22 protein-coding genes and 1 tRNA gene are annotated in these 24618 nt (G+C 65.1%); 4 read left to right on the top strand and 19 right to left on the bottom strand.

Annotated elements, in window-relative coordinates:
* The first annotated feature begins 187 nt into the window (after positions 1-187).
* The gene (locus tag HV773_RS11655) at positions 188-1567 is read left to right on the top strand and encodes a chloride channel protein (protein ID WP_129562579.1); all 1380 of its coding nucleotides are present in this window, start codon (positions 188-190) and stop codon (positions 1565-1567) included.
* A gap of 208 nt (positions 1568-1775) precedes the next feature.
* Here the strand turns inward: HV773_RS11655 and HV773_RS11650 are convergent, their stop codons facing one another.
* The 6 genes from HV773_RS11650 to map form a co-directional block, all read right to left on the bottom strand.
* Entirely contained in the window at positions 1776-2093 is a 318-nt protein-coding gene (locus tag HV773_RS11650; protein WP_129562580.1) for a YXWGXW repeat-containing protein, read from the bottom strand.
* Positions 2094-2365: 272 nt separating this feature from the next.
* The gene (minE, locus tag HV773_RS11645; protein ID WP_028215841.1) at positions 2366-2620 is read right to left on the bottom strand and encodes a cell division topological specificity factor MinE; all 255 of its coding nucleotides are present in this window, start codon (positions 2618-2620) and stop codon (positions 2366-2368) included.
* Between the two features lie 14 nt (positions 2621-2634).
* A complete protein-coding gene (gene minD, locus HV773_RS11640) occupies positions 2635-3450 on the bottom strand; it encodes a septum site-determining protein MinD (RefSeq protein ID WP_035522321.1) in 816 nt (271 codons plus the stop codon).
* A 92-nt stretch (positions 3451-3542) separates the two neighbouring features.
* Entirely contained in the window at positions 3543-4454 is a 912-nt protein-coding gene (minC, locus tag HV773_RS11635) for a septum site-determining protein MinC (RefSeq protein ID WP_129562581.1), read from the bottom strand.
* Between the two features lie 180 nt (positions 4455-4634).
* Positions 4635-5171, bottom strand: a complete 537-nt coding sequence (locus tag HV773_RS11630; protein ID WP_129562582.1) for a GNAT family N-acetyltransferase — start codon at positions 5169-5171, stop codon at positions 4635-4637.
* A 154-nt stretch (positions 5172-5325) separates the two neighbouring features.
* Entirely contained in the window at positions 5326-6111 is a 786-nt protein-coding gene (gene map, locus HV773_RS11625) for a type I methionyl aminopeptidase (RefSeq protein ID WP_129562583.1), read from the bottom strand.
* 205 nt (positions 6112-6316) lie between these two features.
* Between map and HV773_RS11620 the strand changes: the two genes are divergently transcribed.
* The gene (locus HV773_RS11620; RefSeq protein ID WP_175195266.1) at positions 6317-7129 is read left to right on the top strand and encodes a glycosyltransferase family 2 protein; all 813 of its coding nucleotides are present in this window, start codon (positions 6317-6319) and stop codon (positions 7127-7129) included.
* 56 nt (positions 7130-7185) lie between these two features.
* Here the strand turns inward: HV773_RS11620 and HV773_RS11615 are convergent.
* The 3 genes from HV773_RS11615 to HV773_RS11605 form a co-directional block, all read right to left on the bottom strand.
* A tRNA-Ser gene (locus HV773_RS11615) sits at positions 7186-7276 on the bottom strand.
* A gap of 122 nt (positions 7277-7398) precedes the next feature.
* On the bottom strand, positions 7399-8691 hold the full coding sequence (serS, locus tag HV773_RS11610) for a serine--tRNA ligase (RefSeq protein WP_129562594.1): 1293 nt from the start codon (positions 8689-8691) through the stop codon (positions 7399-7401).
* Between the two features lie 58 nt (positions 8692-8749).
* Positions 8750-10081, bottom strand: a complete 1332-nt coding sequence (locus tag HV773_RS11605) for a replication-associated recombination protein A (RefSeq protein ID WP_129562595.1) — start codon at positions 10079-10081, stop codon at positions 8750-8752.
* A 206-nt stretch (positions 10082-10287) separates the two neighbouring features.
* On the opposite strand from HV773_RS11605, the gene cytX reads away from it, so the two are divergent.
* Positions 10288-11613, top strand: a complete 1326-nt coding sequence (gene cytX, locus HV773_RS11600) for a putative hydroxymethylpyrimidine transporter CytX (RefSeq protein WP_129562596.1) — start codon at positions 10288-10290, stop codon at positions 11611-11613.
* A 105-nt stretch (positions 11614-11718) separates the two neighbouring features.
* On the opposite strand, the gene bioB is transcribed toward cytX, so the two are convergent.
* The 10 genes from bioB to HV773_RS11550 form a co-directional block, all read right to left on the bottom strand.
* Complete coding sequence (bioB, locus tag HV773_RS11595; protein WP_227875316.1) at positions 11719-12792, bottom strand: biotin synthase BioB; 1074 nt, start codon at positions 12790-12792, stop codon at positions 11719-11721.
* Between the two features lie 17 nt (positions 12793-12809).
* On the bottom strand, positions 12810-13556 hold the full coding sequence (gene bioD / locus HV773_RS11590) for a dethiobiotin synthase (RefSeq protein WP_129562597.1): 747 nt from the start codon (positions 13554-13556) through the stop codon (positions 12810-12812).
* The gene (gene bioF, locus HV773_RS11585; RefSeq protein WP_129562598.1) at positions 13553-14761 is read right to left on the bottom strand and encodes an 8-amino-7-oxononanoate synthase; all 1209 of its coding nucleotides are present in this window, start codon (positions 14759-14761) and stop codon (positions 13553-13555) included. The genes bioD and bioF overlap by 4 nt, the downstream gene beginning before the upstream one ends.
* Positions 14761-16116: an adenosylmethionine--8-amino-7-oxononanoate transaminase gene (gene bioA / locus HV773_RS11580; protein WP_129562599.1), complete on the bottom strand. Its 1356-nt coding sequence runs from the start codon at positions 16114-16116 to the stop codon at positions 14761-14763. The genes bioF and bioA overlap by 1 nt, the downstream gene beginning before the upstream one ends.
* A gap of 360 nt (positions 16117-16476) precedes the next feature.
* Positions 16477-17889 (bottom strand): dienelactone hydrolase family protein, encoded by a 1413-nt coding sequence (locus tag HV773_RS11575; protein WP_129562600.1) that lies wholly within the window; start codon positions 17887-17889, stop codon positions 16477-16479.
* Positions 17890-18418: 529 nt separating this feature from the next.
* Positions 18419-18871 (bottom strand): YchJ family protein, encoded by a 453-nt coding sequence (locus HV773_RS11570; protein ID WP_129562601.1) that lies wholly within the window; start codon positions 18869-18871, stop codon positions 18419-18421.
* A 135-nt stretch (positions 18872-19006) separates the two neighbouring features.
* Positions 19007-19684, bottom strand: a complete 678-nt coding sequence (locus HV773_RS11565) for an SDR family oxidoreductase (RefSeq protein ID WP_129562602.1) — start codon at positions 19682-19684, stop codon at positions 19007-19009.
* Positions 19685-19774: 90 nt separating this feature from the next.
* Complete coding sequence (locus HV773_RS11560; RefSeq protein WP_129562603.1) at positions 19775-20968, bottom strand: acetyl-CoA C-acetyltransferase; 1194 nt, start codon at positions 20966-20968, stop codon at positions 19775-19777.
* Between the two features lie 15 nt (positions 20969-20983).
* The gene (aceK, locus tag HV773_RS11555; protein WP_129562604.1) at positions 20984-22801 is read right to left on the bottom strand and encodes a bifunctional isocitrate dehydrogenase kinase/phosphatase; all 1818 of its coding nucleotides are present in this window, start codon (positions 22799-22801) and stop codon (positions 20984-20986) included.
* Between the two features lie 61 nt (positions 22802-22862).
* Positions 22863-23288, bottom strand: coding sequence for a MerR family transcriptional regulator (locus HV773_RS11550; RefSeq protein ID WP_129562605.1), 426 nt, complete (start codon positions 23286-23288; stop codon positions 22863-22865).
* Positions 23289-23519: 231 nt separating this feature from the next.
* Here HV773_RS11550 and HV773_RS11545 point away from each other — a divergent pair, with 231 nt between their 5' ends.
* Positions 23520-24590, top strand: coding sequence for an MBL fold metallo-hydrolase (locus HV773_RS11545; RefSeq protein ID WP_129562606.1), 1071 nt, complete (start codon positions 23520-23522; stop codon positions 24588-24590).
* The last annotated feature ends 28 nt before the right edge of the window (positions 24591-24618 follow it).

The raw sequence follows: 24618 nt of genomic DNA, 5'->3' as shown, positions 1-24618 counted from the left end.
AGATTTTAACGGAGCGGGCCCCTGCTCAGCGGACAAATTCTGCGGATGCGCTTGAGATTCATCGGACCCCTCTTTCATGCAATCCGGCGCCCGGAGCGAAGCCCGGAAAGCCCGACCTGCCGAACAAACGAACACAGTGCCGGACTTCACGCCGTTACAATCGGTTCTTTGCGACTTGAGTCAATCCATGCGCCCCCTGAACCCGAACCTTCTTGCGCTGCTCACGCGACGCGCGCGGCGTCTGTGGCGGCAGTACGGTGTGCTCTGGCTCGGCGCGATCGCGGTCGGTCTCGTCGCGGTGTTCTACGCGCGCCTGATCGACTGGGGCTACAACGCCTTTCTGCGCGTGCAGCATGAGCACGTTTGGCTGCCACTCATCGTCACGCCCGCCGTTGCGGCTGCTGCCGTATGGCTCACCCGCACGTTCTTTCGCGGCGCCGAAGGCAGCGGGATTCCGCAGGTGATCGCCACGCTGCACACGAAGACCGGCGAAACGGGGACACGCCTGCTCACGCTGCGCATTCTCGCGGGCAAGATCCTCGTCTCGTTCCTCGCCATTCTCGGCGGCTTCACGATCGGCCGCGAAGGACCCACGGTGCAGGTGGGCGCAGCACTGATGTTCAACATGCGCCGCTTCTACCCGCGCTCGAACGCGGTCATCGAGCGCAAGCTCGTGCTCGCCGGTGCAGCCGCAGGCCTGTCCGCGGCGTTCAACACGCCGCTCGCGGGCATCGTGTTCGCCATCGAAGAACTCACACGCAGTTTCGAGGCGCGTGCCAGCGGCGTGGTCATCACGTCGATCATCATCGCCGGCGTGATCGCGCTCGGTCTGAACGGCAACTACACGTATTTCGGCACGATCCAGATCGGCGCGCACTTTCCCAATCTGCTCGCCCTTGCCGTGCTCATCACCGCGATCGTCACCGGCATCGCGGGCGGCATCTTCTGCTGGCTGCTGCTCAACACGCAGCGCTGGATTCCCGCGCCGCTTCGCAAGCTCCATGCCGAGCGCCCTGTCGCATTCGCCGCTCTCTGCGGGCTCGCCATTGCGCTGATCGGGCTGGTCTCGGGCGGCACGACGTTCGGCAGCGGCTACGCCGAAGCGCGCGGCCTGCTCGACGGACGCGAGCATCTGTCAATCGCGTATCCGTTCCTCAAGATGGCCTCGATGGTCGGCTCGTACCTGCCGGGGATTCCGGGCGGCATCTTCGCCCCTTCGCTGTCGATCGGCGCGGGCTTCGGCAACGTGCTGCACATGATCTTCAACGACATGCAGTTGCCGATGCTCATCGCGCTCGCCATGGTCGGCTATCTCGCAGCGGTCACTCAGTCGCCCATCACGTCGTTCGTGATCGTCATGGAGATGATCGACGGCCACGCGCTCGTGATCTCGCTGATGGCCACCGCGCTGATCGCGAGCCGGGTCTCGCGCATCTTTGCGCCACCGCTCTACGAAACGCTCTCGCTGCGCTACACGCGGCCGGCAATGGCGTTGCCCGTACCGAAAGCGGCGCCCGAAAGCGACAAGCCCGGCCACACCACAGCGGACCCAACAACAGGCCGATGAAGCGCGCCGGGCTTGCCGTGCCATTGCATGGCACGTAGCGTTAATAGATCACGACGGGCGCGGGCCTCACATACATGGGCCGTGCCGGAACGACGATGCATCCGGCCAGCATGATCGTGAGCGCCGCAGCGGCAAGCAGTCTTTTGCTCATGGTGTTTTAACTGTCGATCAGGGTTAGCGCTTTATTCACGTCTCTCGGTCGCACAGCTCAAGCGACCCAGCGCCCTTCGATCCAGCGCCAGTTCGGGCCGTGCGCGACCCAGTGGCCCGGCACCCAGTGATAGCCGATACGCTCGGCCTGCCAGTGGCCCGCGATCCACACGTAGTGGCCGCGATCCCAGCGCCAGTGCCCGTGATCCCACACATAGCCGACCCGCGGCGCGGGCACGACTTCGACGCGCATGGGCGGCGGCGCGCTCGGCGCGATGACGACGACTTCTTCCGCAAACGCAGGGGCCGCGACGGCGCAAGCGCCCGCGACAACGATGGCGGCCTTGGCAACGAACAGGCGGATAGAGTGGTTCATGTAAATCTCCCCTTCGAGGTGTACGCCGAGAGTGGCGTTACTCGATCAATGCGCGAGCACGTGCCTGCGCTGACAACGGCGGTGTTACCGCGAGGGGTGAAGTGAAACCGAATATTTCGGTGAGGAAGGCGGCGACGGAATGCGCGCGCGGAAGGCGCGAAAAGAGAACGCAAACGCAGCACACGCGCATGCGCGAAAAGCGCTGGCGTTGCGGCAGCACGGCAATATTGAGATGCGCGCGGCACACAGCCGCTCCGCGCGCATCGGGTACATCAGGCCTGCGGAATCTCGATCTTGACCTCGAGCACTTCGAGATCGTCCTGGCGTTCGAGACTGACGCGAATGTCGTCGTCGGAGATCTTCACGTACTTCGAGATCACCGCGACCAGTTCGCGTTGGAGGGCCGGCAGATAATCGGCGGGCGGATGACCACCTGCACGCTCGTGAGCGATGATGAGCTGCAGGCGTTCCTTCGCTACCGAGGCGGACTTCTTCTTCTCGCCGAGAAAAAACGAAAGAAACGACATGACGTGCGCCTCCCTTACTTGCTACCGAAGAGGCGCTGCAGGAGCCCCGGCTTCTGGTAATCGGTGAAACGAAGCGTCTTGTCTTCGCCAAGAAAGCGCGAGACCACGTCCTTGTACGACTCCGCGACATCGGTGCCGTCGAGATGGACTGCAGGCAGGCCCTGGTTCGATGCGTGCAGCACCGCTTCCGATTCCGGAATCACGCCGATCAGCTCGATGCGCAGAATCTCCGAAATATCCGAAAGCGAGAGCATTTCGCCTTCGCTCACGCGCTTGGGGTTATAGCGCGTGATCAGCAAGTGCTCCTTGATCGGATCCTTGCCTTCGATCGCGCGCTTGGTCTTCGACGACAGCATGCCGAGGATGCGGTCCGAGTCGCGCACCGAAGACACTTCCGGGTTCGTCACAATGAGCGCTTCGTCGGCGAAGTGCATCGCGAGCAGCGCGCCCGATTCGATACCGGCCGGCGAATCGCAGATGATGTACTCGAAGTCCATCTTGCGCAGATCTTCGATCACCTTCTCCACGCCTTCCTTCGTGAGCGCGTCTTTGTCGCGCGTTTGCGAGGCCGGCAGGATGAAGAGGTTCTCGCACTTCTTGTCCTTGATGAGCGCCTGATTGAGGTTCGCCTCACCCTGGATCACGTTGATCAGGTCGTACACGACGCGGCGCTCGCACCCCATGATGAGGTCGAGGTTACGCAGGCCGACGTCGAAATCGATGACCGCGGTTTTGTGGCCACGCAACGCGAGGCCCGATGCGAAACTCGCGCTCGTGGTCGTTTTGCCAACGCCACCTTTGCCCGAAGTCACCACAATGATTTTTGCCATTCCCTTACCTTGCGTTCGTCAGTTTCCCAATTTGGTCTCGTCGCGGTATTGCGCCGCTAGCACCCGCGTGTTGCTCGCGCCCGATCGGCCACTCAGGAGAGCCGCAACGGTTCGATCAAGAGCCGCTCTTCGTCGAGCCGGATTTGCGCAGGCTTGCCCTTCACCTCGGCGGCGAGTGGAACTTCGGCGGTACGGTAGATACCCGCGATCGAAATGAGTTCCGCCTCGAGGCTCGTGCAGAAAATACGTGCGTCGTGGTTGCCGTGCACGCCCGCGAGCGCGCGCCCGCGTAACGGCGCGTAAATATGGATGTTGCCTTCGGCGATCACTTCCGCCCCGTTCGACACCTGGCCGAGCACCACCAAGTCGCCCTTCGCGTAGATACGCTGGCCCGAGCGCAGCGGACGGTCGATCACGAGCGTCGGCTCACCGTTTGTCGCGCGCATCATGGAAACGCCTGCTTCGGGTCCTGCGTCCGCCTCGGGAGCGTCCGGTGGGAAGAGTTCCGGTTGCACGGCGGACGTAGCCGGCGCGCTAGCGCTGGCATCGGCGGACTGCACCGGCGCGCCGTTCGCAGCACCTGCTGTGACTTCAGAGGTGGCTTCAGCGCCGGCTTCCTGGACAGCGGTCGAGCCCTGATTGGCGGGCGCGTCGCCGGCCAGGCCGACCGCGCTGCCCGTGACGCGCTTGTCGCGCGCTTCGAGGAACGGCAGGCCCGCCTCCGCGGCCCAGCCATGCTGCGCGGGCAGCGCGACCACGCCCACGGGGCGCATGCGCACGCTTTCGAGCAGGCGCGTGATGTCGGCGAGCGCGACCCGCTCGCCTTCCGCGAGGCGCCGCACGTCGATGGCTACCGTATCGTTGGCGAAGAATTCCGGCGTCGCCTCGAAGCGCCGAGTAAGCTCGGCGCGCACCGCATCGAGTTCAGTCGTTTTGACCACGAATAGAAGCGTATCGACTGAGCCGCTCTTCAGTTCAAAATAGGGCGATTTCCTGGGCGACATGGCGTTCGGCGAAAATTTTTGCGTATTTTACAGGCGTCGACGCGCACGGCCATTATTTTTAATGGCTCAAAATGCTGCGACACAGGGAGTAATGCACAACGGCGGGAGAAACCGGCGCATGACGTGCCGGACGCACGCCATGGCTAGAAGCAAGGGAAAAGCTGCTGGGCAGGCACTCCGTTACTGGGCCGACATGCTCTTCTGCGCGAGCGCGACGTCGCGCACGAGAAGCGTCTCCCACTGCTCGGGCGTTTGCGCGCTGCGAGCGTGGTCGCCCGTGGCGACGAAGCCGAGCCGCTCGTAGAAGCGCATGGCGGTGATGTTGTTATCGGTCACCCAGGCGAAGACTTGCGCGGCACCTTCGCTCAGGAGCCAATCGATGGCGGCGTTCACGAGCAGCTCGCCGCCGCTCAGATGCCGCACTGCCGGCGCTACCCACAACGCGAACACGAACGCGCGGCGCGCCGGCGCAGTTTCGAAGTTCGCGCCGATCAGGCCGGCCGGATGACCCTCGGTATAGAGGATGAACGATGTAGCGGTATGCGAGTCCGCGTGACGGGCAGCCGCAGCGTCGAAAACGGCTACATCAGCAGACAGCGCGTCTTCAAGCGAGTCGCCGAACGCGTAAGGCGCGTCGCGCAGCGAAGCAGTTCGAAGCTCGCGGAGCACGGCACCCTGATCGGCAGCGATACGGCGAACGGTCAGTGACGGACTCATGCAGTCGTAAACCCCAATAAAGCACTAACGCGTAGCTTTAACCGAACTGGGCGGAGAGTCAAATCCTAATTTAACAAATTTGCCGCTTGCACACCGCTGACGCAGAACTTGACAGCCCGGCCCAGGGGGCCCACAGCCACGCGCACCGCGGCCCTCACGGGGCTTCGTACGCGCCCGTGCCATCCGGCCAGGGCGTGAGGAGCTCGTAACCCTCTTCGGTGACCGCCACCATGTGCTCCCATTGCGCGGAGAGCGAGCGATCCTTCGTCACCACTGTCCAGCCATCGCGCTGGACCGCCGTGCCGGCGCGGCCCGCGTTGACCATCGGCTCGATCGTGAAGACCATGCCCGGCTTCAGACGCACGCCCTGGCCGGGCTGGCCGTAATGCAGCACCTGCGGCTCTTCGTGGTAGACCTTGCCGATACCGTGGCCGCAATACTCGCGCACGATCGAGAAGCCGTCAGCCTGGGCGCGCCGCTGAATCGCGTGACCCACGTCGCCGAGCGTCGCGCCGGGCTTGACCTGGCGGATGCCTGCGAGCATCGCCTCGTAAGTTGTGTCGATGAGCTGGCGCCCGACCGTGCTCGGCGTGCCCACGGTGTACATGCGGCTCGTATCGCCGAAATAGCCGTCCTTGATCACGGCCACATCGATGTTGATGATGTCGCCGTCCTTGAGAACCTCGTTGCGGTTCGGAATGCCGTGGCAGACCACCGCGTTGACCGAGGTGCAGATCGTCTTCGGAAAGCCGAGGTAGCCGACGTTGGCCGGCACCGCCTTGAGCGTGTTGACGATATAGTCGTTGCAGATCGCGTCGAGGTTGTCGGTGGAGACGCCGGGCTTGACGTGTTCGCCAATCATGGCAAGCACGTCGGCGGCAAGCCGGCCGGAAATGCGCAGACGCGCAACGTCGTCGGCAGATTTGTAAGTGATGGCCATCTGTGAACGCTGTAAACAGGTAGTGAGCGCGGCGGCGCACAAAGCGCCTCGCAGCAAATTCGGGGTAGCCGCGCGGAAAGCGCCATTGTACCGGGGCGTCAGCCCCGTCCGGACAGCGCCGATTCGGAGACGTCCGATTGTCCGCGTACAAGCTAGCCTTAAAAATAAGAAATATCTTACAACGACATGAGCCGAATGCCCGACCATGACCCAGCCTGACTCCGCCCCCACGACAAGCCCCCCCCCCGGCGCGCAGTCAGACGCCCCGCTCAACGTGCTGATCGCACTGCCCACCTACGACAATTCGGTACATTTCGACTTTGCGATCGCACTGGCCCGCCTGATGGAAACCTTCAAGGAGCGCGGCGTGCGCTTCGAGTACATCCACACGGCTTCGTCGCACATCATCCGCGCGCGCAATTTCTTCGCGAGCTATTTCCTGAGCCACCCCGAATTCACGCACGTCCTGTTCCTGGACACGGACATGGACTTCTCGCGCGAAGCGGTTCCTCGCCTGCTTGCCGGCAACCGGCCGGTAGCGGGCATCGCATGCCCGTACCGGTTCTTCGATGGGGAAAAGAAGATCACGAGCGACGACGTGGGCCTCTCGCTGCACGAATGGCAGGAAAAGACCGTGGAGTACAACACGGCGATTCGCGCCGACGAACAAGGCAGCAGCACGGTCAACAATGGCTGGGTCGAGGTCAACCATATCGGCACCGGCATCTTCCTCATCCGCCGCGATGCGCTCGAAGCGCTCGCGCCGCTCACGCAGCTTTACCGTCCGCCCTCGCAATACGCGCCCTACCTGCCCGATGGCCGCTTCTACGCTTTCTTCGACACGGTCGGCGAAAAAGGCGTCTATCTCTCAGAAGACCTGTCGTTCTGCCAGCGCGTGCGCGCGGCCGGGATGTCGGTTTGGGCGCTCATCGACGAGAAGATCGTGCATCACGGCGGCTCGTCAATCTCGGGCACCTTCCTGCGCTCGCTGGAACAGCGCGGGCATATGAAGAAATAAGCCGCCGCAAAGCGAAAACCCCCGCAGCCGTTAAGCATGCGGGGGTTTTCTGAATTTGGCGGAGAGGGTGGGATTCGAACCCACGGTACGGGGAAACCGTACGCCTGATTTCGAGTCAGGTACATTCGACCACTCTGCCACCTCTCCGGGGTACTGCCGGTATTGCTTTACTGCTTCTCCGGCCTTGGTCGGCGACCAGAGAAGCGAAGATTATAGAACAAATTTTGGCTTTTGCAAGCGCTCTTTGAGAAAAATCTCGAAGACGATGTTCAGGCGAGCATTTCAAGCCGCGCAACGCCGCCCATGTATGGACGCAGCACCTCAGGCACGGTGACCGAACCGTCCGCTTCCTGATAGTTCTCGAGCACCGCGACGAGCGTGCGGCCCACCGCGAGACCCGAACCGTTGAGCGTATGCACGAGCTCCGGCTTGCCTTGGGCGTTGCGGTAGCGCGCCTGCATGCGGCGCGCCTGGAACGCCTCGGTGTTCGAGCAGCTCGAAATTTCGCGATACGTGTTCTGCGCCGGCAGCCACACTTCGAGGTCGTAGGTCTTGGTGGCCGAGAAGCCCATGTCGCCCGTGCACAGCGTGATCACGCGGTACGGCAGGCCGAGCTTTTGCAGAATGGTCTCCGCATGCACGACCATTTGCTCCAGCGCGTCATACGACGTCTCCGGCGCCACGATCTGCACCATCTCGACCTTGTCGAACTGATGCTGGCGAATCATGCCGCGCGTGTCGCGGCCATACGAGCCGGCCTCCGAACGGAAGCACGGCGAATGCGCGGTGAGCTTGATGGGCAGCGCGTTGCCTTCGACGATGCTCTCGCGCACCGTGTTCGTGAGCGAAATTTCCGAGGTCGAAATCAGGTATTGCGTAACCGTATTCTCGGCGCCGCCCTTTTCCACGCGGAACATGTCCTCGGCGAACTTGGGCAACTGGCCCGTGCCGTAAAGGATTTCCGGATTCACGATGTAAGGCGTGTACGTTTCCGTATAGCCGTGCTGCATCGTGTGCGTGTCGATCATGAACTGCGCGAGCGCGCGGTGCAGGCGCGCGATCTGGCCGCGCAGCAGCGTGAAGCGCGCGCCCGAAAGCTTCGCGCCGGTCTCGAAGTCGAGACCCAGCGGCCCGCCCACGTCGACGTGATCCTTCACTTCGAAGCTGAACTGGCGCGGCGTGCCCCACCGGCGCACTTCCACGTTGCCGGCTTCGTCGCGGCCCAGGGGCACGCTCTCGTGCGGCAGGTTCGGCACCCCGAGCAGCAGGTCGGAGAGCTTCGTCTGGATTTCGTCGAGCTTCGCAGCCGAGGCCTTCATTTCGTCGCCGATGCCGCCCACTTCGGCCATGACCGCCGAGGTGTCCTCGCCACGGCCCTTCATCGCGCCAATCTGCTTCGACAGGCTGTTGCGGCGCGCCTGCAGTTCTTCGGTGCGGGTCTGGATGGCGCGGCGTTCTGCTTCGAGCGCGGAAAACGCCGCGACGTCGAGGGTATAGCCGCGGTCGGCGAGGCGCTTCGCGACGCCGTCGAGGTCTTTGCGCAGCAGCTGGATGTCGAGCATGGGATTGTGAGACGCAGTTTCGTTGTATGAAGCGCAGATTTTAGCGCACCCGCGAGGGCTAGCCCTTGCGCTTGCGCTCGCGGATTTCTTCGCGATGCTCTTCGCGCCATTGCGCGTCGAGGTCGGCGAGGCGTGCGAGCTTCTCGCCGATCTTGCCTTCGAGCCCGCGCGGCGTGGGCTGATACCAGCGCGGCTCGCGCATGCCGTCGGGCAGATAGGTCTCGCCGGCCGCGTAGGCGTCGGGTTCGTCGTGCGCGTAGCGGTACTCGTGGCCGTAGCCCAGCTCCTTCATGAGCTTGGTGGGCGCGTTGCGCAAGTGAACGGGCACCGCGCGCGACTGGTCCTTGCCGACGAAGCGCCGCGCCTCGTTGTACGCCATGTAGCCCGCGTTCGATTTCGGCGCGACCGCGAGGTAGATGACGGCCTGCGCGAGCGCCAGTTCGCCTTCGGGCGAGCCGAGGCGCTCGTAGGTCTCCGAGGCGTCGAGCGTGATGCGCGCCGCGCGCGGGTCGGCAAGGCCGATGTCCTCCCACGCCATGCGCACGATACGCCGCGCGAGATAGCGCGGGTCGGCGCCGCCGTCGAGCATGCGGCAGAACCAGTAGAGCGCGCCGTCCGGGTTGCTGCCGCGCACCGACTTGTGCAGCGCGCTGATCTGGTCGTAGAACGCGTCGCCGCCCTTGTCGAAGCGGCGCAGGTTTTCGGCGAGCGCGCTGCCGAGCAGCTCGCCGTCGATCTCGCGCTTCTTCTGCTGCGCAGCCGCGCGCGCGACGATTTCGAGGTTGTTCAGCAGCTTGCGCCCGTCGCCGTCGGCTGAGCCGATCAGCGCCTTTTGCGCTTCATCCGTGAAGGTGAGGCCGCCCAGTTCCGCGCTCGCGCGCGCCAGCAGCTCGCCCTGCTCTTCTTCGTCGAGGCTCTTGAGCACATAGACCGCCGCGCGCGAAAGCAGCGCGCTGTTCACCTCGAACGACGGATTCTCGGTCGTCGCGCCGATGAACACGAACAGGCCCGACTCCACGTGAGGCAGGAAGGCGTCCTGCTGGCTCTTGTTGAAACGATGGACTTCGTCGACGAACACGAGCGTCTGATGGCCGCGCGCGCGGTGCATCTGCGCCGTCTCGACGGCCTCGCGGATATCTTTCACGCCCGAAAGCACCGCGGATAGCGCGATGAACTGCGCGTGGAACGCGTCGGCCATGAGGCGCGCGAGCGTGGTCTTGCCCACGCCGGGCGGCCCCCAGAGGATCATCGAATGCGCTTCGCCGGACTCGAAGGCGACGCGCAGCGGCTTGTTGGCCCCGAGCAGATGCTTCTGGCCGATGACTTCGTCGATCGAGCGCGGGCGCAGCCGCTCGGCGAGCGGAACGTTGGCACGGGTTTCTTCAAACATGACGTTTTCGCGATAATGTCGGCTTTGCCGGGGCCGGCGGTTTGCCGAGGCGATGTTCGCGCCCCCGAAAACGGCCTGCCATGCCGGATGCAGTCGTGCATTATGACAGCCCGGGCGGTTGCGCGAGACTCGACGCCTGACTGCCGCCGATAGTAGGCCCAGCCAAATATCAGACAAAACAAACGACACAGAGGACAGTTTTACCCATGACTCAAGACCCGTCATCAGGCGCGGCCGGCGACGCCGGCTCGACCTACGCGCCCAACGTCCCCGTGCTCGACGCACGCCGCCAGTTCCGCACCGGCGACGCCTTCGCGCTCTGGTTCTCGCTCGGCATCGGCCTGCTGGTCGCCCAGGCGGGCGCCCTGCTGGTGCCCGGGCTATCACTGCCCCACGCGCTGGCCGCGATCGGCATCGGCAGCACGATCGGCGTCGTGCTGCTCGCGCTCGCGGGCGTGATCGGCACCGACACGGGACTCGCCGCCATGTCGTCGCTGCGTCCGACGCTCGGCATTCGCGGCGCGTCGGTACCGGCCGTCATCAACATGGTGCAGCTCGTGGGCTGGGGCTCGTTCGAGATCATCGTGATGCGGGACTCCGCCGATGCGCTCGCCAAGCAAGCCTTCGGCCTTTCGATGCCGCTCGTGTGGACCGTGATCTTCGGCTTGCTGGCCACGCTGCTCGCCGTGAGCGGCCCGCTCTCGTTCGTGCGCCGTTTCCTGCGCACCTGGGGCATCTGGCTCCTGCTCGCCGGCGCTGCGTGGCTCACGTGGAGCCTGCTCGCGCAGCACGACATCGGCGCGCTCATGCGTCGCCCCGGCACCGGCGAGATGCCGTTCGGCAGCGCAATCGACCTCGTGGTGGCGATGCCGCTGTCGTGGCTGCCGCTGATCGCCGACTACACGCGCTTTGGCCGCCGCGCGGGCGAGACGTTCCGCGGCACGCTGTTCGGCTATGGCATCGCGAACCTGTGGTTCTACGCGCTCGGCGCGATCTACGGCCTGGCAGCGGGCGGCGGCGACGCGCTCCTCACCACCGCGCTCGCGAAGGCCGGCGGCGGCTTCGCACTCTTGCTCGTGCTAATCGACGAAATCGACAACGCCTTCGCCGATATTCACTCGGCCGCTGTTTCCACGGGCACGTTCTGGACGCGCGGCAGCGTGCCGTGGCTCTCGGCGGCGTTCGGCGCGCTGTGCACGCTAATCGGCCTCGTCGTGCCGATGGCGCGCTACGAGAACTTCCTGCTCTTCATCGGCTCCGTGTTCGCGCCGCTCTTCGGTGTCGTGCTCGCCGATCACTTCATCGTGCGCCGCCGGCGCATCGATGCGCGCGCGCTCGCCGATTTGAACGGCGTCTACGGTTACTCGGGCGGCTGGCACGTGACCGCGTTCGTCGCGTGGGGCATCGGCTTCGGTGCGTATCAGGCGCTCAACCAGTGGCTGCCGAATCTCGGCGCGACGCTGCCCGCGCTCGTGGTCGGCGCGCTGTGTTATGTCGTGCTCGCGGGGCGCCGGCGCGCGGCTTACGCTTAATCCGCGCATGCATCCATAGCGCTACAAACGACAACGCCACGCTTCACAGCGTGGCGTTTGTCTTTTCAGCGGCGCGTTTCCAACTCGCCGCAAGCCTCGACATGCTTATTCGCAGTGGCCGCAGCCGCCATGCGCGTGATGTTCATGATGCGCATCGGCCGGCAACGCTTGCGCAGTCCGCGCGCTGATGCCCAGACGCTGCAGCAGCTTGCGGTCGGCTTCGGCTTGCGGGTTGCCCGTCGTGAGCAACTGGTCCCCGTAGAAAATCGAATTCGCGCCCGCCATGAAGCACAGCGCCTGGAGCGCGTCGTCCATCTGCTCGCGGCCCGCCGAGAGACGCACCATCGCCGTGGGCATCGTGATGCGCGCAACCGCGATCGTGCGCACGAACTCGAACGGATCGAGCGGCTCGGTGCCTTCGAGCGGCGTGCCGCTCACCTGCACGAGATTGTTGATGGGCACCGATTCCGGATACGGCTCCATGTTCGCGAGCTGCGCGATCAGGCCCGCGCGCTCGCGGCGCGACTCGCCCATGCCGACGATGCCGCCGCAGCACACGTTGATGCCCGCGTCGCGCACGCGTTCGAGCGTTTCGAGGCGGTCCTCGTAGGTGCGCGTCGAGATGATCTGGCCGTAGAACTCGGGCGAGGTGTCGAGGTTGTGGTTGTAGTAATCGAGGCCCGCATCGGCGAGCGCCTTCGCCTGGTGCGCTTCGAGCATGCCGAGCGTGACGCAGGTTTCGAGGCCCATCGACTTCACGCCGCGAATCATGTCCTTGATCGGCTCGAGGTGACGGTCCTTCGGATTACGCCATGCCGCGCCCATGCAAAAGCGCGTCGCGCCGTTGGCCTTCGCCACGCGCGCGGCATCGAGCACGGCGTCCACGTCCATGAGCTTGCTCGCGTCGAGCCCGGTGTCGTGATGCGACGACTGCGGGCAGTACGCGCAATCCTCCTCGCAGCCGCCGGTCTTGATCGACAGGAGCGTGGAAAGCTGCACGGAGTTCGCGTCGAAATGCTCGCGATGCACCTGCTGCGCGCGGAACATCAGGTCGTTGAACGGCAATTCGTAGAGCGCGGCAACGTCGGCAACGCGCCAGCGCGCGGCGGCTTCGTCTTGTGCTTGTGCATGCGGCGCGCTTTTCTTGAGCGCGGTGATGTCGATGTGGGCTTCGGTCATGGCGTGGGGGTCCTTCTTTACAGAGACGATTGGGGTTCGGACGCAGGCGCGATGGCGTCAAGCCGCGCGAGCAATGCGTCGATGTTCAGGTGTTCTGCGGCAGCGTCGGCACGCGCGCCGGGCATATGCGGCACGACGCCGATGAGCGGCGCGCCGAACTGCGCGGCAAGGCGCTCACGCAGCGCGTCGATGTTTTCTTGCGCAAAGGTCATGGCCGGGTCGATGCGATTGGCGACCCAGCCCGCGATCGTGAGGCCGCGCGCGGCGACTGCCTCGGCGGTGAGGAGCGCATGGCTGATGCAGCCCAGCCGCATGCCCACGACGAGCACCACCGGCAGGTTCAGCGCAACCGCGAGATCCGCGGTGTCCTGCGTCGCCGTGAGCGGCACGCGAAAACCGCCCACGCCTTCCACCACCACGGCGTGCGCGCGCTCGCAGGCTTCACGGTGGCATTGCACGATGCGCGCCATGTCGAGCGTCACGCCTTCGAGCGCGGCGGCGATGTGCGGCGCGGCCGGCTCCTTGAGCAGAAACGGCGTACGCATTTCCGGAGGGAGCAGCACGCTTGCGGCAGCGTCGAGCTGATCGGCATCTTCGTTGTGCCATATGCCGTCGCGCTCGTATGCGCCCGCAGCGATGGGCTTCATCGCCGCCGCGCGCAGGCCCGCTTGCGCAAGGCCGCGCAAGAGCGCTGCGCTTACGAAGGTTTTGCCGATTTCAGTATCGGTGCCCGTGACAAAAAGCGAATACTTCGCAGTGCTCATCGTGCACCCTCCTGTGCCTGCTTTTGCGCTTCAAGGCTCGCGCGTTGCAGCGCCGCGTTAAGGCAATCGAGATCGGCGTCCGAATGTGCGGCCGAGAGCGAAATGCGCAGCCGCGAGGTGCCCACGGGCACGGTCGGCGGGCGAATCGCCGGCACCCACAGGCCGTCGCGCTCGAGCGCCGCTTGCAGCGCGAGCGTGGCTTCGTTGGTACCGATCACGAGCGGCTGCACGGCCGTGTGCGAATCGACGGGCTGCCAGCAGGTTTCCTTGAGCATCGAGCGCGTGCGCCCGATCAGATGATTCAGATGAACGCGCCGTGCGTCGCCCTCCTCGCCCGCAATCAGCTTCAGGCTCGCGGATACCGCGTGCGCGACCGCCGGCGACGAAGCCGTCGTGAAGATGTACGGACGGGCGCGCTGCACGTGCCATTCGATCACGGTGTCGTGAGCGCAGATAAACGCGCCCGAAACGCCCGCCGCCTTGCCGAGTGTGCCCACCATCACGAGGTTGGGCGAGCGCAGTGCTGCCGCCGCCAGCGCGCCGCGCCCTTGCGGGCCGAGTACGCCAAGCCCGTGCGCGTCGTCGACCACGAGCCAGGCGCCGTGCTTTTCGGCAAGTTCGACCAGTTGCGTGAGCGGCGCGACGTCGCCGTCCATGCTGAACACCGTATCGCTCACGATCACCTTCGCGCGCGCGTCCGACGCTTCGAGCATCGTGCTCAACGCGTCCATGTCCGCGTGCGGATAGATCCGGATATCGGCCCGCGAGAGCCGCGCACCGTCGATCAGCGAAGCATGATTGAGCGCGTCGGAAAAGAGCGTCGTGCCCTGCCCCGCGAGTGCGGTGAGCACGGCAAGATTCGCCATGTAACCGGTGCTGAAGTACAGCGCGCGCGGCGCATCCACGAAGGTGCCCGCGAACGCCGCGAGATCGTCCTCTAGTTGCGCGTGGGCGCGCGAATGGCCGCCGAGCAGATGCGAGCCGCCGCTGCCCGCGCCATAGCGCTGCGCGCCCTCAGTCAACGCCGCGACGAGCTGCGGATGCGCGGCCAGCCCCAGGTAGTCGTTGCTCGCGAAGCCAATGCTCTCGCGTCCATCGACGACCATATGCGCGCTGCACGGCGAGTCGATGGTACGGCGGCGGCGGCGCAAGCCTTGCGCATCGAGATCGCGCAGATTTTGTTCGAGTGTTTTCAGCAAATGCATCAGAGGTCCTCCGCGACGGTCGCGTCGAATGTCTCGCGCGTGCGCGCGGCGAGGTGCGCTTGCGCTTCGGCGTCGAGAATGTACGGCGGCATCACGTAGACCGTCGTGCCGATCGGGCGCAGCAGCAGTTCGCGCTGCAGCGCGTTTTCGAAGAATCGGCGCGAGAACGTGCGCGCGCGCTCGGCATCTTCGATCGCCACGTCGAACGCGAGGATCGTGCCGCACTGGCGCAGGTCGCGCACGAGCGGATGCTGTTCGAGCGGCGCGAACGCCTCGCGCAGTTGTTTCGACTTCTGGGCATTCGCGGCCAGCACGCCGTCGCGCTCGAAGAGATCGAGCGTCGCGAGCGCGGCGCGGCAGGCCAGCGGATTGCCCGTGTACGAGTGCGAATGCAGGAAGCCGCGCGCGGTGTCGTCGTCGTAGAAGGCCGCGTAGATTTCGTCGCGCGAAAGCACGATCGACAGCGGCAGGTAGCCGCCGCTGATGCCCTTCGAGAGCGTGAGCAGATCGGGCCAGATGCCGGCCTGCTCGCACGCGAAAAAGGTGCCCGTGCGCCCGCAGCCCACGGCGATCTCATCGGCTATCAGATGCACCTGGTAGCGGTCGCACAGCGCGCGCAGGCCCTGGAGATACGCGGGATCGTGCATCGCCATGCCCGCCGCGCACTGCACGAGCGGCTCGACGATCAGCGCGGCGATGCGGCCTTCGCGCTCGGAGAACACGCGCTCGACATCGGCTAGCGCGCGGCGCGCAACGTCGGCCGCGCGCTCGCCTTCGCGCGCCGTGCGTGCGTCGGGCGAAGCGACCACATGCGCATGCGTCAAAAGCGGGTCGTAAGCATCCCTGAAGAGCTTCACGTCCGTCACCCCGAGTGCGCCGATGGTCTCGCCGTGATAGCTGTTGGCCAGGCACACGAATTCGCGTTTGTCGCTCGCGCCCTGATTGCGCCACGCGTGAAAACTCATCTTCAGCGCGATCTCGACCGCCGAGGCACCATCGGAAGCAAAAAACGCATGGCCGAGCGTGCCGCCGGTGAGCGCGCTCAAGCGCTCTGCGAGTTCGACAGCGGGCTCATGCGTGCAGCCCGCGAGCATCACGTGCTCGAGCGTGTCGAGCTGCGTCTTGAGCGCCGCATTGATCACAGGATTGGCGTGGCCGAACAGATTGACCCACCACGAGCTGATGGCGTCGAGATAGCGCCGGCCCTCATGGTCGTACAACCACGGCCCTTGGCCACGCGCGACGGCGACGAGCGGCAAGCGCTCGTGGTGTTTCATCTGGGTGCAAGGATGCCAGACGGCACGCAGGCTGCGCGCGATCCAGGCGTCGTTGGCAATGTGGGAATGCGAGTTCAAATACGGCTCCTGCTGGTGTGTCCTGCTGGTGTCCTGCCAGGCAACGGGCCCGAGATTAACGCGTTCAATTCCGCAATGCACTACCCCCGAAATGGCTCTGAAAGGCCCGCTCGTACGAGGTTCGGCGCGGTTCGGAACAGCTGCGCCCAGTTCTTTTGCGAAGACCCGAAATGCCCGTAGATGACGACGTCAAAGTGAAGCGCGCTTGTGCAAAAAAATCTGCGGCCGCACGCCGAAAAGACGAGCGCATGCGGCGCGGTCGAGCTCAAGCGCGAACGCAAGAGCGCAACAGCGGCGGGAAAACGATGGGAAAAGATGGGGGAGTGATCGCGCAATAAGCGCGCGATGTATCAGGCGCGCTTAACGGCTCGCGAGCGCGTGTGCGGCATCCGCGTCGTCGCCGGCGGCAACGGCGTGGCCGTCGTCGGCATTGTCGTTCTGCGCCGTGGCGGTATCGTTAGACCACACGACGTTACCGTTCACCGCATAGAGGCGGCAAGGATCCGAGCTGTGCTTCTGGCAATTCGCAACGGCGACAGCCATCGGATTGTCGCCACCCTCGGCCCACGACCAGGCGCCCGAATCGGACACCGCGAAGGCGCGGCTCGGGTACTGCTTGAGGAAGTTGCGATAACCGTCACGGCCCGACTGATCGAGGAATGGCACCGCGCCCACCGAATCGATCGACGCATAACCCGTGGCGCGCGGCGCGGCTTGCGTCGCTACGCGATATTCCACGGCCGTGGGCATGCCCTGGTTCGCAAGGAACGTCTCGACCTTGGGCCACCAGACCTGCACGCCGTCGCGGTCGCCCACGAGGCGGTGTGCATCGTTTTTATACGAACCGAAATCGACGAGCTGCGCGCCCGCGCCCGGCTGCGCCTCGCCCAGTTGCGCGGTGCGAAACGCCGCGAACATCCGCGTGACGAGATCGGACGTCCACACCGAATCGTTGTCGCCGTAGAGCCAGAGCGAAGCCACGTGAGCCTTCGCGCCGTAATCGCCGAATGCCTCGGTCAGGTTGTTCTGCCAACCCGTGCAGGCGTCCTGGCGCAAGCCGCCCGAGAAGTTGATGAGCGCGCGCACGCCGTGCGCTGCTTCAGTGCCGTAGGCCATGGTCGCGAGGCCGCCGTGCGAAGTGCCGGCGACGACGATATGGCTCGCGTCCACGTACGGCTGCTTCGTCATGTAGTCGACCGTCGTGGCCACGTCGGCGGCCTGGCCCATGCCGTTGCTCGCGACATCGCAGCCGTCTTGCTGATAGTTGCCGCCCGAACCGGCGAAACCCCGGCGATTCGGCGCGACGACCACGTAGCCGCGGCGCACGAATTCACGCGCGAAAGATGTCGGGTCGCTGCGCGGCTGCATGCGCGGGTCGCCCTGGATCTTGCCGTGGTTGAACACCACCATCGGGAACGGGCCGGGGCCATCGGGACGGTAGACCGTGGTTTCGAGCGTAACGCTCGGGTCGCCGGCCACAGGAATTTGAATGATCTGCTGATTCATGTCGGCGCGCACGACGGGCAGATACGCGTCGCCGAGCGCGATGCGCGGCACGTTTGCGCTGCCGAGCGGGCCGTTGGCCAACGGCGCGGCCGCGTTTTGCGAAGCATCGCGATGCGCGTTCGAATACGTGGCGGACGTGGTGGAGCCAGGCGCTACCTGGACGCTGGACGCTGCGGCCGGATCGGAAAGCGACGCTGCATGGGCAACCGACAGCACGCACGCCGTGCCAACCATCGCCCATCCGGTAAGAAGCTTCCTGAACGCCATGCGCAACACCCACCTGCGAAAAACCTGCCGTAAATCTGCGTACCGAACTACTGCGCGAACGTCCCCTGCCCTTTACGGACACAACAGCAGACGGCGCGCCTGGCCGGGAGGCCTGGCGTGGTCGCATCCGTTGCTGCGGGGGAGAACACGGATCGGAACACCTGAGCGGCGCCGATCTGCAAACTTTCAGATCCGCCGCCAGCACCCGTCATATGATCGCCGCAAGCGTGTCTTTTCAACATCTGCTTACGTGACTGACGAGCACCGTGATTGCATCGTCGCACGACAATTATTTGTTGCGCAATTCAGGGGTAACCCGGCATAAGGCGTGCCAACGAAGGGCCAGTTCCGCGTATACCTTGACGCACGGCGCATGGCGGGATTTCGGGGCGATCGAGGGCGGCAATAAGAAAAAAGTTATTCCCGGTATTACGTGTCGCACAACGTCAACGGCCCCGTTTTTTTGCATTAAGTGCTTGTTTGCAAAGACGTTGTTTCAGACGCCGCAGCAGCGGCGCAGGAACTGCTTTCAGCCTTCGAGAATGTCGCCGTCGACGTAGCGCCAGCGGCCGTCGTCGCCGCGCGTGAAGCGGCTCAGCTCGTGCAGACGAAAGGCGCGCCCGCCGCTCTTGTGGCGCGCGACGAACTCGACGCGCGCATGCGTCTCGTCGATGGGTTCGTGGCGCTTGACGGCAAGCCCCAGCCAGCGCGGCGCGCCGGGGGCATCGGTGTCGACGTCGAGATCGGCGGGACAGGTTTCCACGGCCCAGGTCGCGCGCAGGTAGCCGGCTTCGCCGAGCACATAGGCCGTGTAGCGCGAGCGCATCAGTTCGAGCGCCGTGGCAGGGAGCGCGTCGCCGTCGATAAAACGGCCGCAGCAATCGGCGAAGCGCGGGGGTTTGGCGCCCGGTTTCAGGCTGGGTGCAGCGCCGCCACAAGGACAATCGAGCGGGCGCTTCGCGCGCGTGGGTTCAGCAGACATTAAGTATCGATCCTTCCCGCGCACTTCGTGCGCTTTCAGCAGAACAAATAAAAACAAGGGCCGCTCGCGCCAGCGTTGCGGCCCCTACGTGCAATTGCTGCGCGATTATTGTGCGGAGTTGCGTCAATCGCGTGCTTACCAGTCGAGTTCGGTCCCGTCGTACTGGAAAAAACGCCCGTTGAAGACCTCGCGCGCGGCAGCGGCCTCGGCCACCACCTCGCGCATGCCGGCGACGCTCGCCGCCGCGTCGATGGCTGCCTGCGCGCCGCCCATCTCGGTGCGCACCCAGCCCGGATGCAGCGCGATGCAGGTCGCGCGGCGCGTCTGAAGCGAGGTGATCTTGATGACGTCGTTCACAGCCGCCTTGCTCGCGCGATAGAGCCAGCCCGTCGTGCCGGTGGTCTGCGTGATGCTGCCCATGCGGCTCGACAGCACGCCGAGCACGCCGAACGCCGCATCGACGAGCGGCAACAGAATCGGAATGAGCTGCATCGGACCGCGCACGTTGGTGTTCATCACGTACTCGAAGTCCTCGGCGCTGATGGTTTCGACACCCTCGGTGCGCGGGCCGTAGACGCCCGAAACGATGAGCGCCACATTCAGCCGCTCGCCCTCGAGTTTCGCGCCGAGCGCGGCAATGTCCTCGGGCCGCGAAATGTCTAGCGTGAACGCCTGCGCGCCCAGCGCGTTGAGCGCCGCGCGCGCCTCCTCGGAGCGCGCCGTGGCCAGCACGCGCCAGCCAGCCTTCGCATACTGGCGCGCGAACTCGAGGCCTAGGCCTCGCGACGCGCCCACAATCAACGCTGTTTTCATGTCGCCACCTTTTCTGGGTGCCGCGGCGCTGCTGCGCCGCGTGCCAGCGATGGGGAGCGCCGCTCCGTGCAGCGCTCATCACTCACAAGCCTACATGAGTTCGACGCCCATTGCGGTCGCCTCGCCACCGCCGATGCACAGGGTCGCCACGCCGCGCTTCAGGCCGCGTGCGCGCAGCGCGCCGATCAAGGTGACGAGAATGCGCGCGCCCGACGCGCCGATCGGATGGCCCAGCGCGCACGCGCCGCCGTTCACGTTGACCTTCTCGTGCGGCAGATCGTGCGCCTTCATCGCGGCCATGGTGACCACGGCAAACGCCTCGTTGATCTCGTAGAGATCGACGTCGGCGGCCTTCCAGCCGGTCTTCTCAAAGAGCTTCGCGATCGCGCCCACCGGTGCGGTCGTGAACTTCGCGGGTTGCTGCGCGAAGGTCGAATGGCCCGTCACGCGCGCGAGCGGCTTGACACCAAGGCGCTTCGCCGTGGATTCGCGCATCATCACCAGCGCCGCCGCGCCGTCCGAGATCGACGAGGAATTCGCGGCCGTCACCGTGCCGGTCTTGCTGAAGGCGGGCTTGAGCGTCGGGATCTTGTCGAGGTTGGCCTTGAACGGCTGCTCGTCGCGCTCGATCGTGGTCTCGCCCGCGCGCGTGGCCACCTTCACCGGCGCGATTTCCCAGGCGAACGAGCCGTCTTCGTTGGCGCGTTTCGCGCGCTTGAGCGACTCGATCGCAAAGGCGTCCTGGCTTTCGCGCGAGAAGTCGAATTCGCCCGCGCACTCCTCGGCGAACGTCCCCATGAGTCGGCCCTTGTCATAGGCATCTTCGAGTCCGTCGAGGAACATGTGATCGAGCACCTGACCGTGCCCCATGCGCAGGCCCGCGCGCGCCTTGGGCAACAGATACGGCGCGTTCGACATGCTCTCCATGCCGCCCGCGACGATCGCCTCGGCCGAGCCCGCCAGCAGCATGTCGTGCGCGAACATCGCCGCGCGCATGCCCGAGCCGCACATCTTGTTCACCGTGGTCGCGCCCGCCGCGAGCGGCAGGCCCGCACCCAGCGCCGCCTGGCGCGCGGGCGCCTGGCCCTGGCCCGCGGGCAGCACGCAGCCCATCACCACCTCGTCGATCTGCTCGGGCTTCAGGCCCGCGCGCTCGAGCGCGGCCGCGATTGCCGCCGCGCCCAGTTGCGGCGCGCTCAGCGCAGCGAAATCGCCCTGAAAACCCGCCATCGGCGTACGCGCCGCCGCCACGATCACAACCGGATCCATCTGCGTCTCACTCATGCTCACTCTCCTTTTTCAATCAATCGATGATGCGAAATTCGGGTCTGTGCGTTGATCGTGCGGCGCGAAGCGCTCGGGATAGCGCGCACGAAACCGCACCGCCGCGTCATACGGCAGGCAATCGGGCACCTCGCCCGCCAGCAGGCGCGCCTGGCTCTGCTGCCATAGCGCGGGGTCGAAGAAGTCCGCGTGATGCTCGAGGAAATAGCGCCGCACGCGCGTATCGCCGAGCAGAAACGTACGGTACGTCTCCGGGAAAATGTCGCGCGGGCCCACTCCGTACCACGGCTCGCTCGATAGTTCGTCTTCCTCATGAACAGGCTTGGGCACCGCGCGCACGTTGCACTCGGTCAGATACTCGATTTCGTCGTAGTCGTAGAACACCACACGGCCGTGGCGCGTCACGCCGAAATTCTTGTAGAGCATGTCGCCCGGGAAGATATTCGCGCGCATCAGGTCCTTCACCGCGTTGCCGTATTCGCGGATGCCGTGCTCGACCTCTTCGTCACTGCCGTTTTGCAGCCAGATGTTGAGCGGCACCATGCGGCGCTCGATGTAGAGATGGCGTATCACGAGATTGTCGCCCTCGTACTCGATCACCGAAGGCGCAAGCGTTTCGAGTTCGTGCACGAGCGCCTCGGAAAGGCGCGCAACCGGCAGCGCGACGCTCGAATATTCGAGCGTATCGGCCAGACGCCCAAGGCGGTCGTGGCGTTTCACCAGTTGATACTTCTCCTCCACCTGCTCGCGCGTGGTTTCCTTCGGCGCGGGAAAGCTGTCCTTGATCACCTTGAACACGTACGGAAACGACGGCAGCGTGAACACGATCATCACCATGCCGCGAATGCCGGGCGCGGCGACGAACTGATCGCTCGAATGCGAGAGGTGATGCAGCAGATCGCGATAGAACAGATTCTTGCCCTGCTTCTGCAACCCGAGCGACGTGTAGATCTCGCCCTTCGCCTTGCGCGGCATGATCGTGCGCAGGAACTCGACGTAGGCGGACGGCACGCCCATGTCCACGAGGAAATACGAGTGCGAGAAGCTGAACAGGATCAGCAACTGATCGGTGCGCAGCAGCACGGTGTCGAGCACGAGCTTGCCGCTTGGCGTGTGACGGATCGGCACCACGAACGGCGCGAGCAGATCTCCGTTGATGATGCGCCCGACGATATACGCCGACTGATTGCGAAAGAACAGCGAGGCGAGCGCGTGAATCTGGAAGTTCGGCTTGGGCTCGACCACGCCGAAGGTGTCGAGCATCGCGCACATCACGCAGTCCACGTCGCGCTCGAGATCTTCGAACGGCGTTTCGAGCTGAAAATTCGTGACGATGCGCGCGAGCGTGGCCGCCAGCCCGTCCTTGGCCGGGTAGTACGCGCGATAAGTGGGCTTGGCCGCGGGCTCGTCGTTCTCGATGTACTCGGTCGAGATCGCGGGCCGCACGAAAATGAAATCGTTGTTGAAGTACGAACGATGCAGGATCTTGCAGCACACCGAGTTGAAGAACGTCTCGGCGCACTCGGGCTGCCGGTGCGTGGTCAACAGGCCGATGTAGTGGAGCTTGATCTGCTCCCAGACCTCGTCGTCGATGCTTTCCGCGTCGTACTCGTCTTCGAGCGCCAGCACGCACTCGCGCACACGCTCGTCATAAGAAGCGATGCGCTCGCGCGCGAGTTGCTGCAGGCCGCGCCAGTCGCGCGCCTCGAAGCATTCGCGCGCACGCACGGCCACCGCGCAGAAGTTGCGGTAATGATGGTCGAAGCCTTCGAGCATCGTCTGCGCAACGTCGAAGCCGATCTGCGATGAAAGCAGTTTCGGGAAATGTCTCATGACGCATTCACCTCGGCTCGGCGGCTTGATGCGGAAACCGGCAGGAACGGGCCAGCGCCGGCTACTGATCGTCGTCCAGCGTGAGCGGCACGATCCGCTCGCCCACCCCGTTCTTCGCGAGCAGCGTGCGCGCCTGCGACTCGTACTGCGCGAGGTCTTCGAGCGTGGCGTCGAGGTCGGCGCGCTGGCGCTCCAGTATCTCGCGGTGGCGCACGACGGTGTCGAGGAACGCCTCGAGCTGAGGCTGTGTGTCGGTGGGCGAGTCGTAGAGATCGAGCAGCGCGCGGATTTCGTTGAGCGTGAAACCCAGGCGCTTGCCGCGCAGCGTGAGCTTCAGCCGCGTGCGATCGCGCCCCGAAAATACGCGCTTGAGGCCGCTCGCGCCTTCGCGGCTTGGCGCGAGCAGGCCCTGGTCCTCGTAGAAACGGATCGCACGCGGCGTCACGTCGAATTCGCGGGCGAGCTCGGTAATCGTGTATTGGGTCATGTGGGAAAAGCGCGCCTCGCGCGGGCCGGGTCCGGCCAGGCGATGGGGCTATCGTTGGAGTCGACGTTTACGTTATCGTCAACTCAAGGGTTGCGCAACAGCCGGTTTGTTCCGCATAACGGAACACTCTCCCGACTCCCCTGCAGGAATGGCGCAATGCAGTGACAATGCGGACAGAAGGCGGCGCCGGCCGTCCTCAGCCCACCATAACGACGCGAGACGACTCCCCTAATGAACGCCCTCGAACACCAGCTCGACTACCCCTTCGCTGATACCCTGCCGGAACCCGGCCTTGCCTTCGAAGTCGCGCCCGGCGTGAAATGGCTGCGCATGCCGCTGCCCTTCGTGCTCGATCACATCAACCTGTGGCTGCTGCGCGACGAGATCGACGGCCAGCAAGGCTGGACCGTGGTGGACTGCGGCATCACCGACGACACGATCAAGGCGCGCTGGGAGCAGGTGTTCGAGACCCAGCTTGAAGGCCTGCCGGTGCTGCGCGTGCTCGTCACGCACTGCCACCCGGACCACATCGGCCTTGCGCACTGGATCTGCGCGGGCGGCGAGAAGAAGCGCTGGGACGTGCGCCTGTGGACAACGCTCGGCGAATACATGAGCGCGTGCGTGCTGTCCTCGGGCAACGGCTCGAACGCGGGCGGCGAAGGCGCGGCGCGCCATTTCGCGCGCCACGGCGTGAGCGACGAAGCCTCGCTCGAGCAACTGCGCAAGCGCCGCAATTACTACTCCAATCTCGTGCCCTCGCTGCCGGGGCAATATCGCCGCCTGCGCGAAGCCGACACGGTGGCGATCGGCGGCCGCGACTGGCGCGTCGTCACGGGCTACGGCCATTCGCCCGAACATTGCGCGCTGCTGTGCGAATCGCTCGGCGTACTGATCTCGGGCGACATGGTGCTGCCGCGCATCTCGACCAACGTCTCGGTGTTCGACATGGAGCCGGAAGGCAACCCGCTCGGCCTCTACCTCGAATCGCTCGGGCGCTACGAGGCCATGGCCGAGGACACGCTCGTGCTGCCCTCGCACGGCAAGCCGTTCCGCGGCGTGCGCACGCGCATCGGCCAATTGCGCGCGCACCACGACGCACGGCTCGCCGAAGTCATGGAAGCCTGTGCACACACGCCGCAAAGCGCCGCCGATATCGTGCCGCTCATGTTCAAACGCGCACTCGACATGCATCAGCTGACGTTCGCAATGGGCGAAGCGCTCGCGCACCTGCATCTGCTGTGGTTCGCGGGCAAGCTCAAGCGCACGATCGACGACAAGGGCGTGGTGCGCTTTTCGGTCTGATTAGCGCGGCGCCAATAGACAAAAGGGG

The organism is Paraburkholderia caffeinitolerans (assembly GCF_902859945.1).
Classification (GTDB): domain Bacteria; phylum Pseudomonadota; class Gammaproteobacteria; order Burkholderiales; family Burkholderiaceae; genus Paraburkholderia; species Paraburkholderia caffeinitolerans.
The sequence above is the reverse complement of the archived record's forward strand: the minus strand, read 5'-3'. Positions and strand labels throughout refer to the sequence as shown.

Excerpts from the sequence above, each read along its gene's own strand:
- HV773_RS11655 (WP_129562579.1), top strand. The coding sequence starts at position 188 with ATGCGCCCCCTGAACCCGAACCTTCTTGCGCTGCTCACGCGACGCGCG.
- HV773_RS11550 (WP_129562605.1), bottom strand. The coding sequence starts at position 23,288 with ATGACCCAATACACGATTACCGAGCTCGCCCGCGAATTCGACGTGACG.
- bioB (WP_227875316.1), bottom strand. The coding sequence starts at position 12,792 with ATGACCGAAGCCCACATCGACATCACCGCGCTCAAGAAAAGCGCGCCG.
- aceK (WP_129562604.1), bottom strand. The coding sequence starts at position 22,801 with ATGAGACATTTCCCGAAACTGCTTTCATCGCAGATCGGCTTCGACGTT.
- minE (WP_028215841.1), bottom strand. The coding sequence starts at position 2,620 with ATGTCGTTTCTTTCGTTTTTTCTCGGCGAGAAGAAGAAGTCCGCCTCG.
- HV773_RS11560 (WP_129562603.1), bottom strand. The coding sequence starts at position 20,968 with ATGAGTGAGACGCAGATGGATCCGGTTGTGATCGTGGCGGCGGCGCGT.
- map (WP_129562583.1), bottom strand. The coding sequence starts at position 6,111 with ATGGCCATCACTTACAAATCTGCCGACGACGTTGCGCGTCTGCGCATT.
- bioD (WP_129562597.1), bottom strand. The coding sequence starts at position 13,556 with ATGAGCACTGCGAAGTATTCGCTTTTTGTCACGGGCACCGATACTGAA.
- bioF (WP_129562598.1), bottom strand. The coding sequence starts at position 14,761 with ATGCATTTGCTGAAAACACTCGAACAAAATCTGCGCGATCTCGATGCG.
- HV773_RS11570 (WP_129562601.1), bottom strand. The coding sequence starts at position 18,871 with ATGTCTGCTGAACCCACGCGCGCGAAGCGCCCGCTCGATTGTCCTTGT.
- HV773_RS11630 (WP_129562582.1), bottom strand. The coding sequence starts at position 5,171 with ATGAGTCCGTCACTGACCGTTCGCCGTATCGCTGCCGATCAGGGTGCC.
- HV773_RS11620 (WP_175195266.1), top strand. The coding sequence starts at position 6,317 with ATGACCCAGCCTGACTCCGCCCCCACGACAAGCCCCCCCCCCGGCGCG.
- minC (WP_129562581.1), bottom strand. The coding sequence starts at position 4,454 with ATGTCGCCCAGGAAATCGCCCTATTTTGAACTGAAGAGCGGCTCAGTC.
- minD (WP_035522321.1), bottom strand. The coding sequence starts at position 3,450 with ATGGCAAAAATCATTGTGGTGACTTCGGGCAAAGGTGGCGTTGGCAAA.
- HV773_RS11575 (WP_129562600.1), bottom strand. The coding sequence starts at position 17,889 with ATGGCGTTCAGGAAGCTTCTTACCGGATGGGCGATGGTTGGCACGGCG.
- serS (WP_129562594.1), bottom strand. The coding sequence starts at position 8,691 with ATGCTCGACATCCAGCTGCTGCGCAAAGACCTCGACGGCGTCGCGAAG.
- cytX (WP_129562596.1), top strand. The coding sequence starts at position 10,288 with ATGACTCAAGACCCGTCATCAGGCGCGGCCGGCGACGCCGGCTCGACC.
- HV773_RS11605 (WP_129562595.1), bottom strand. The coding sequence starts at position 10,081 with ATGTTTGAAGAAACCCGTGCCAACGTTCCGCTCGCCGAGCGGCTGCGC.
- HV773_RS11650 (WP_129562580.1), bottom strand. The coding sequence starts at position 2,093 with ATGAACCACTCTATCCGCCTGTTCGTTGCCAAGGCCGCCATCGTTGTC.
- HV773_RS11565 (WP_129562602.1), bottom strand. The coding sequence starts at position 19,684 with ATGAAAACAGCGTTGATTGTGGGCGCGTCGCGAGGCCTAGGCCTCGAG.
- HV773_RS11545 (WP_129562606.1), top strand. The coding sequence starts at position 23,520 with ATGAACGCCCTCGAACACCAGCTCGACTACCCCTTCGCTGATACCCTG.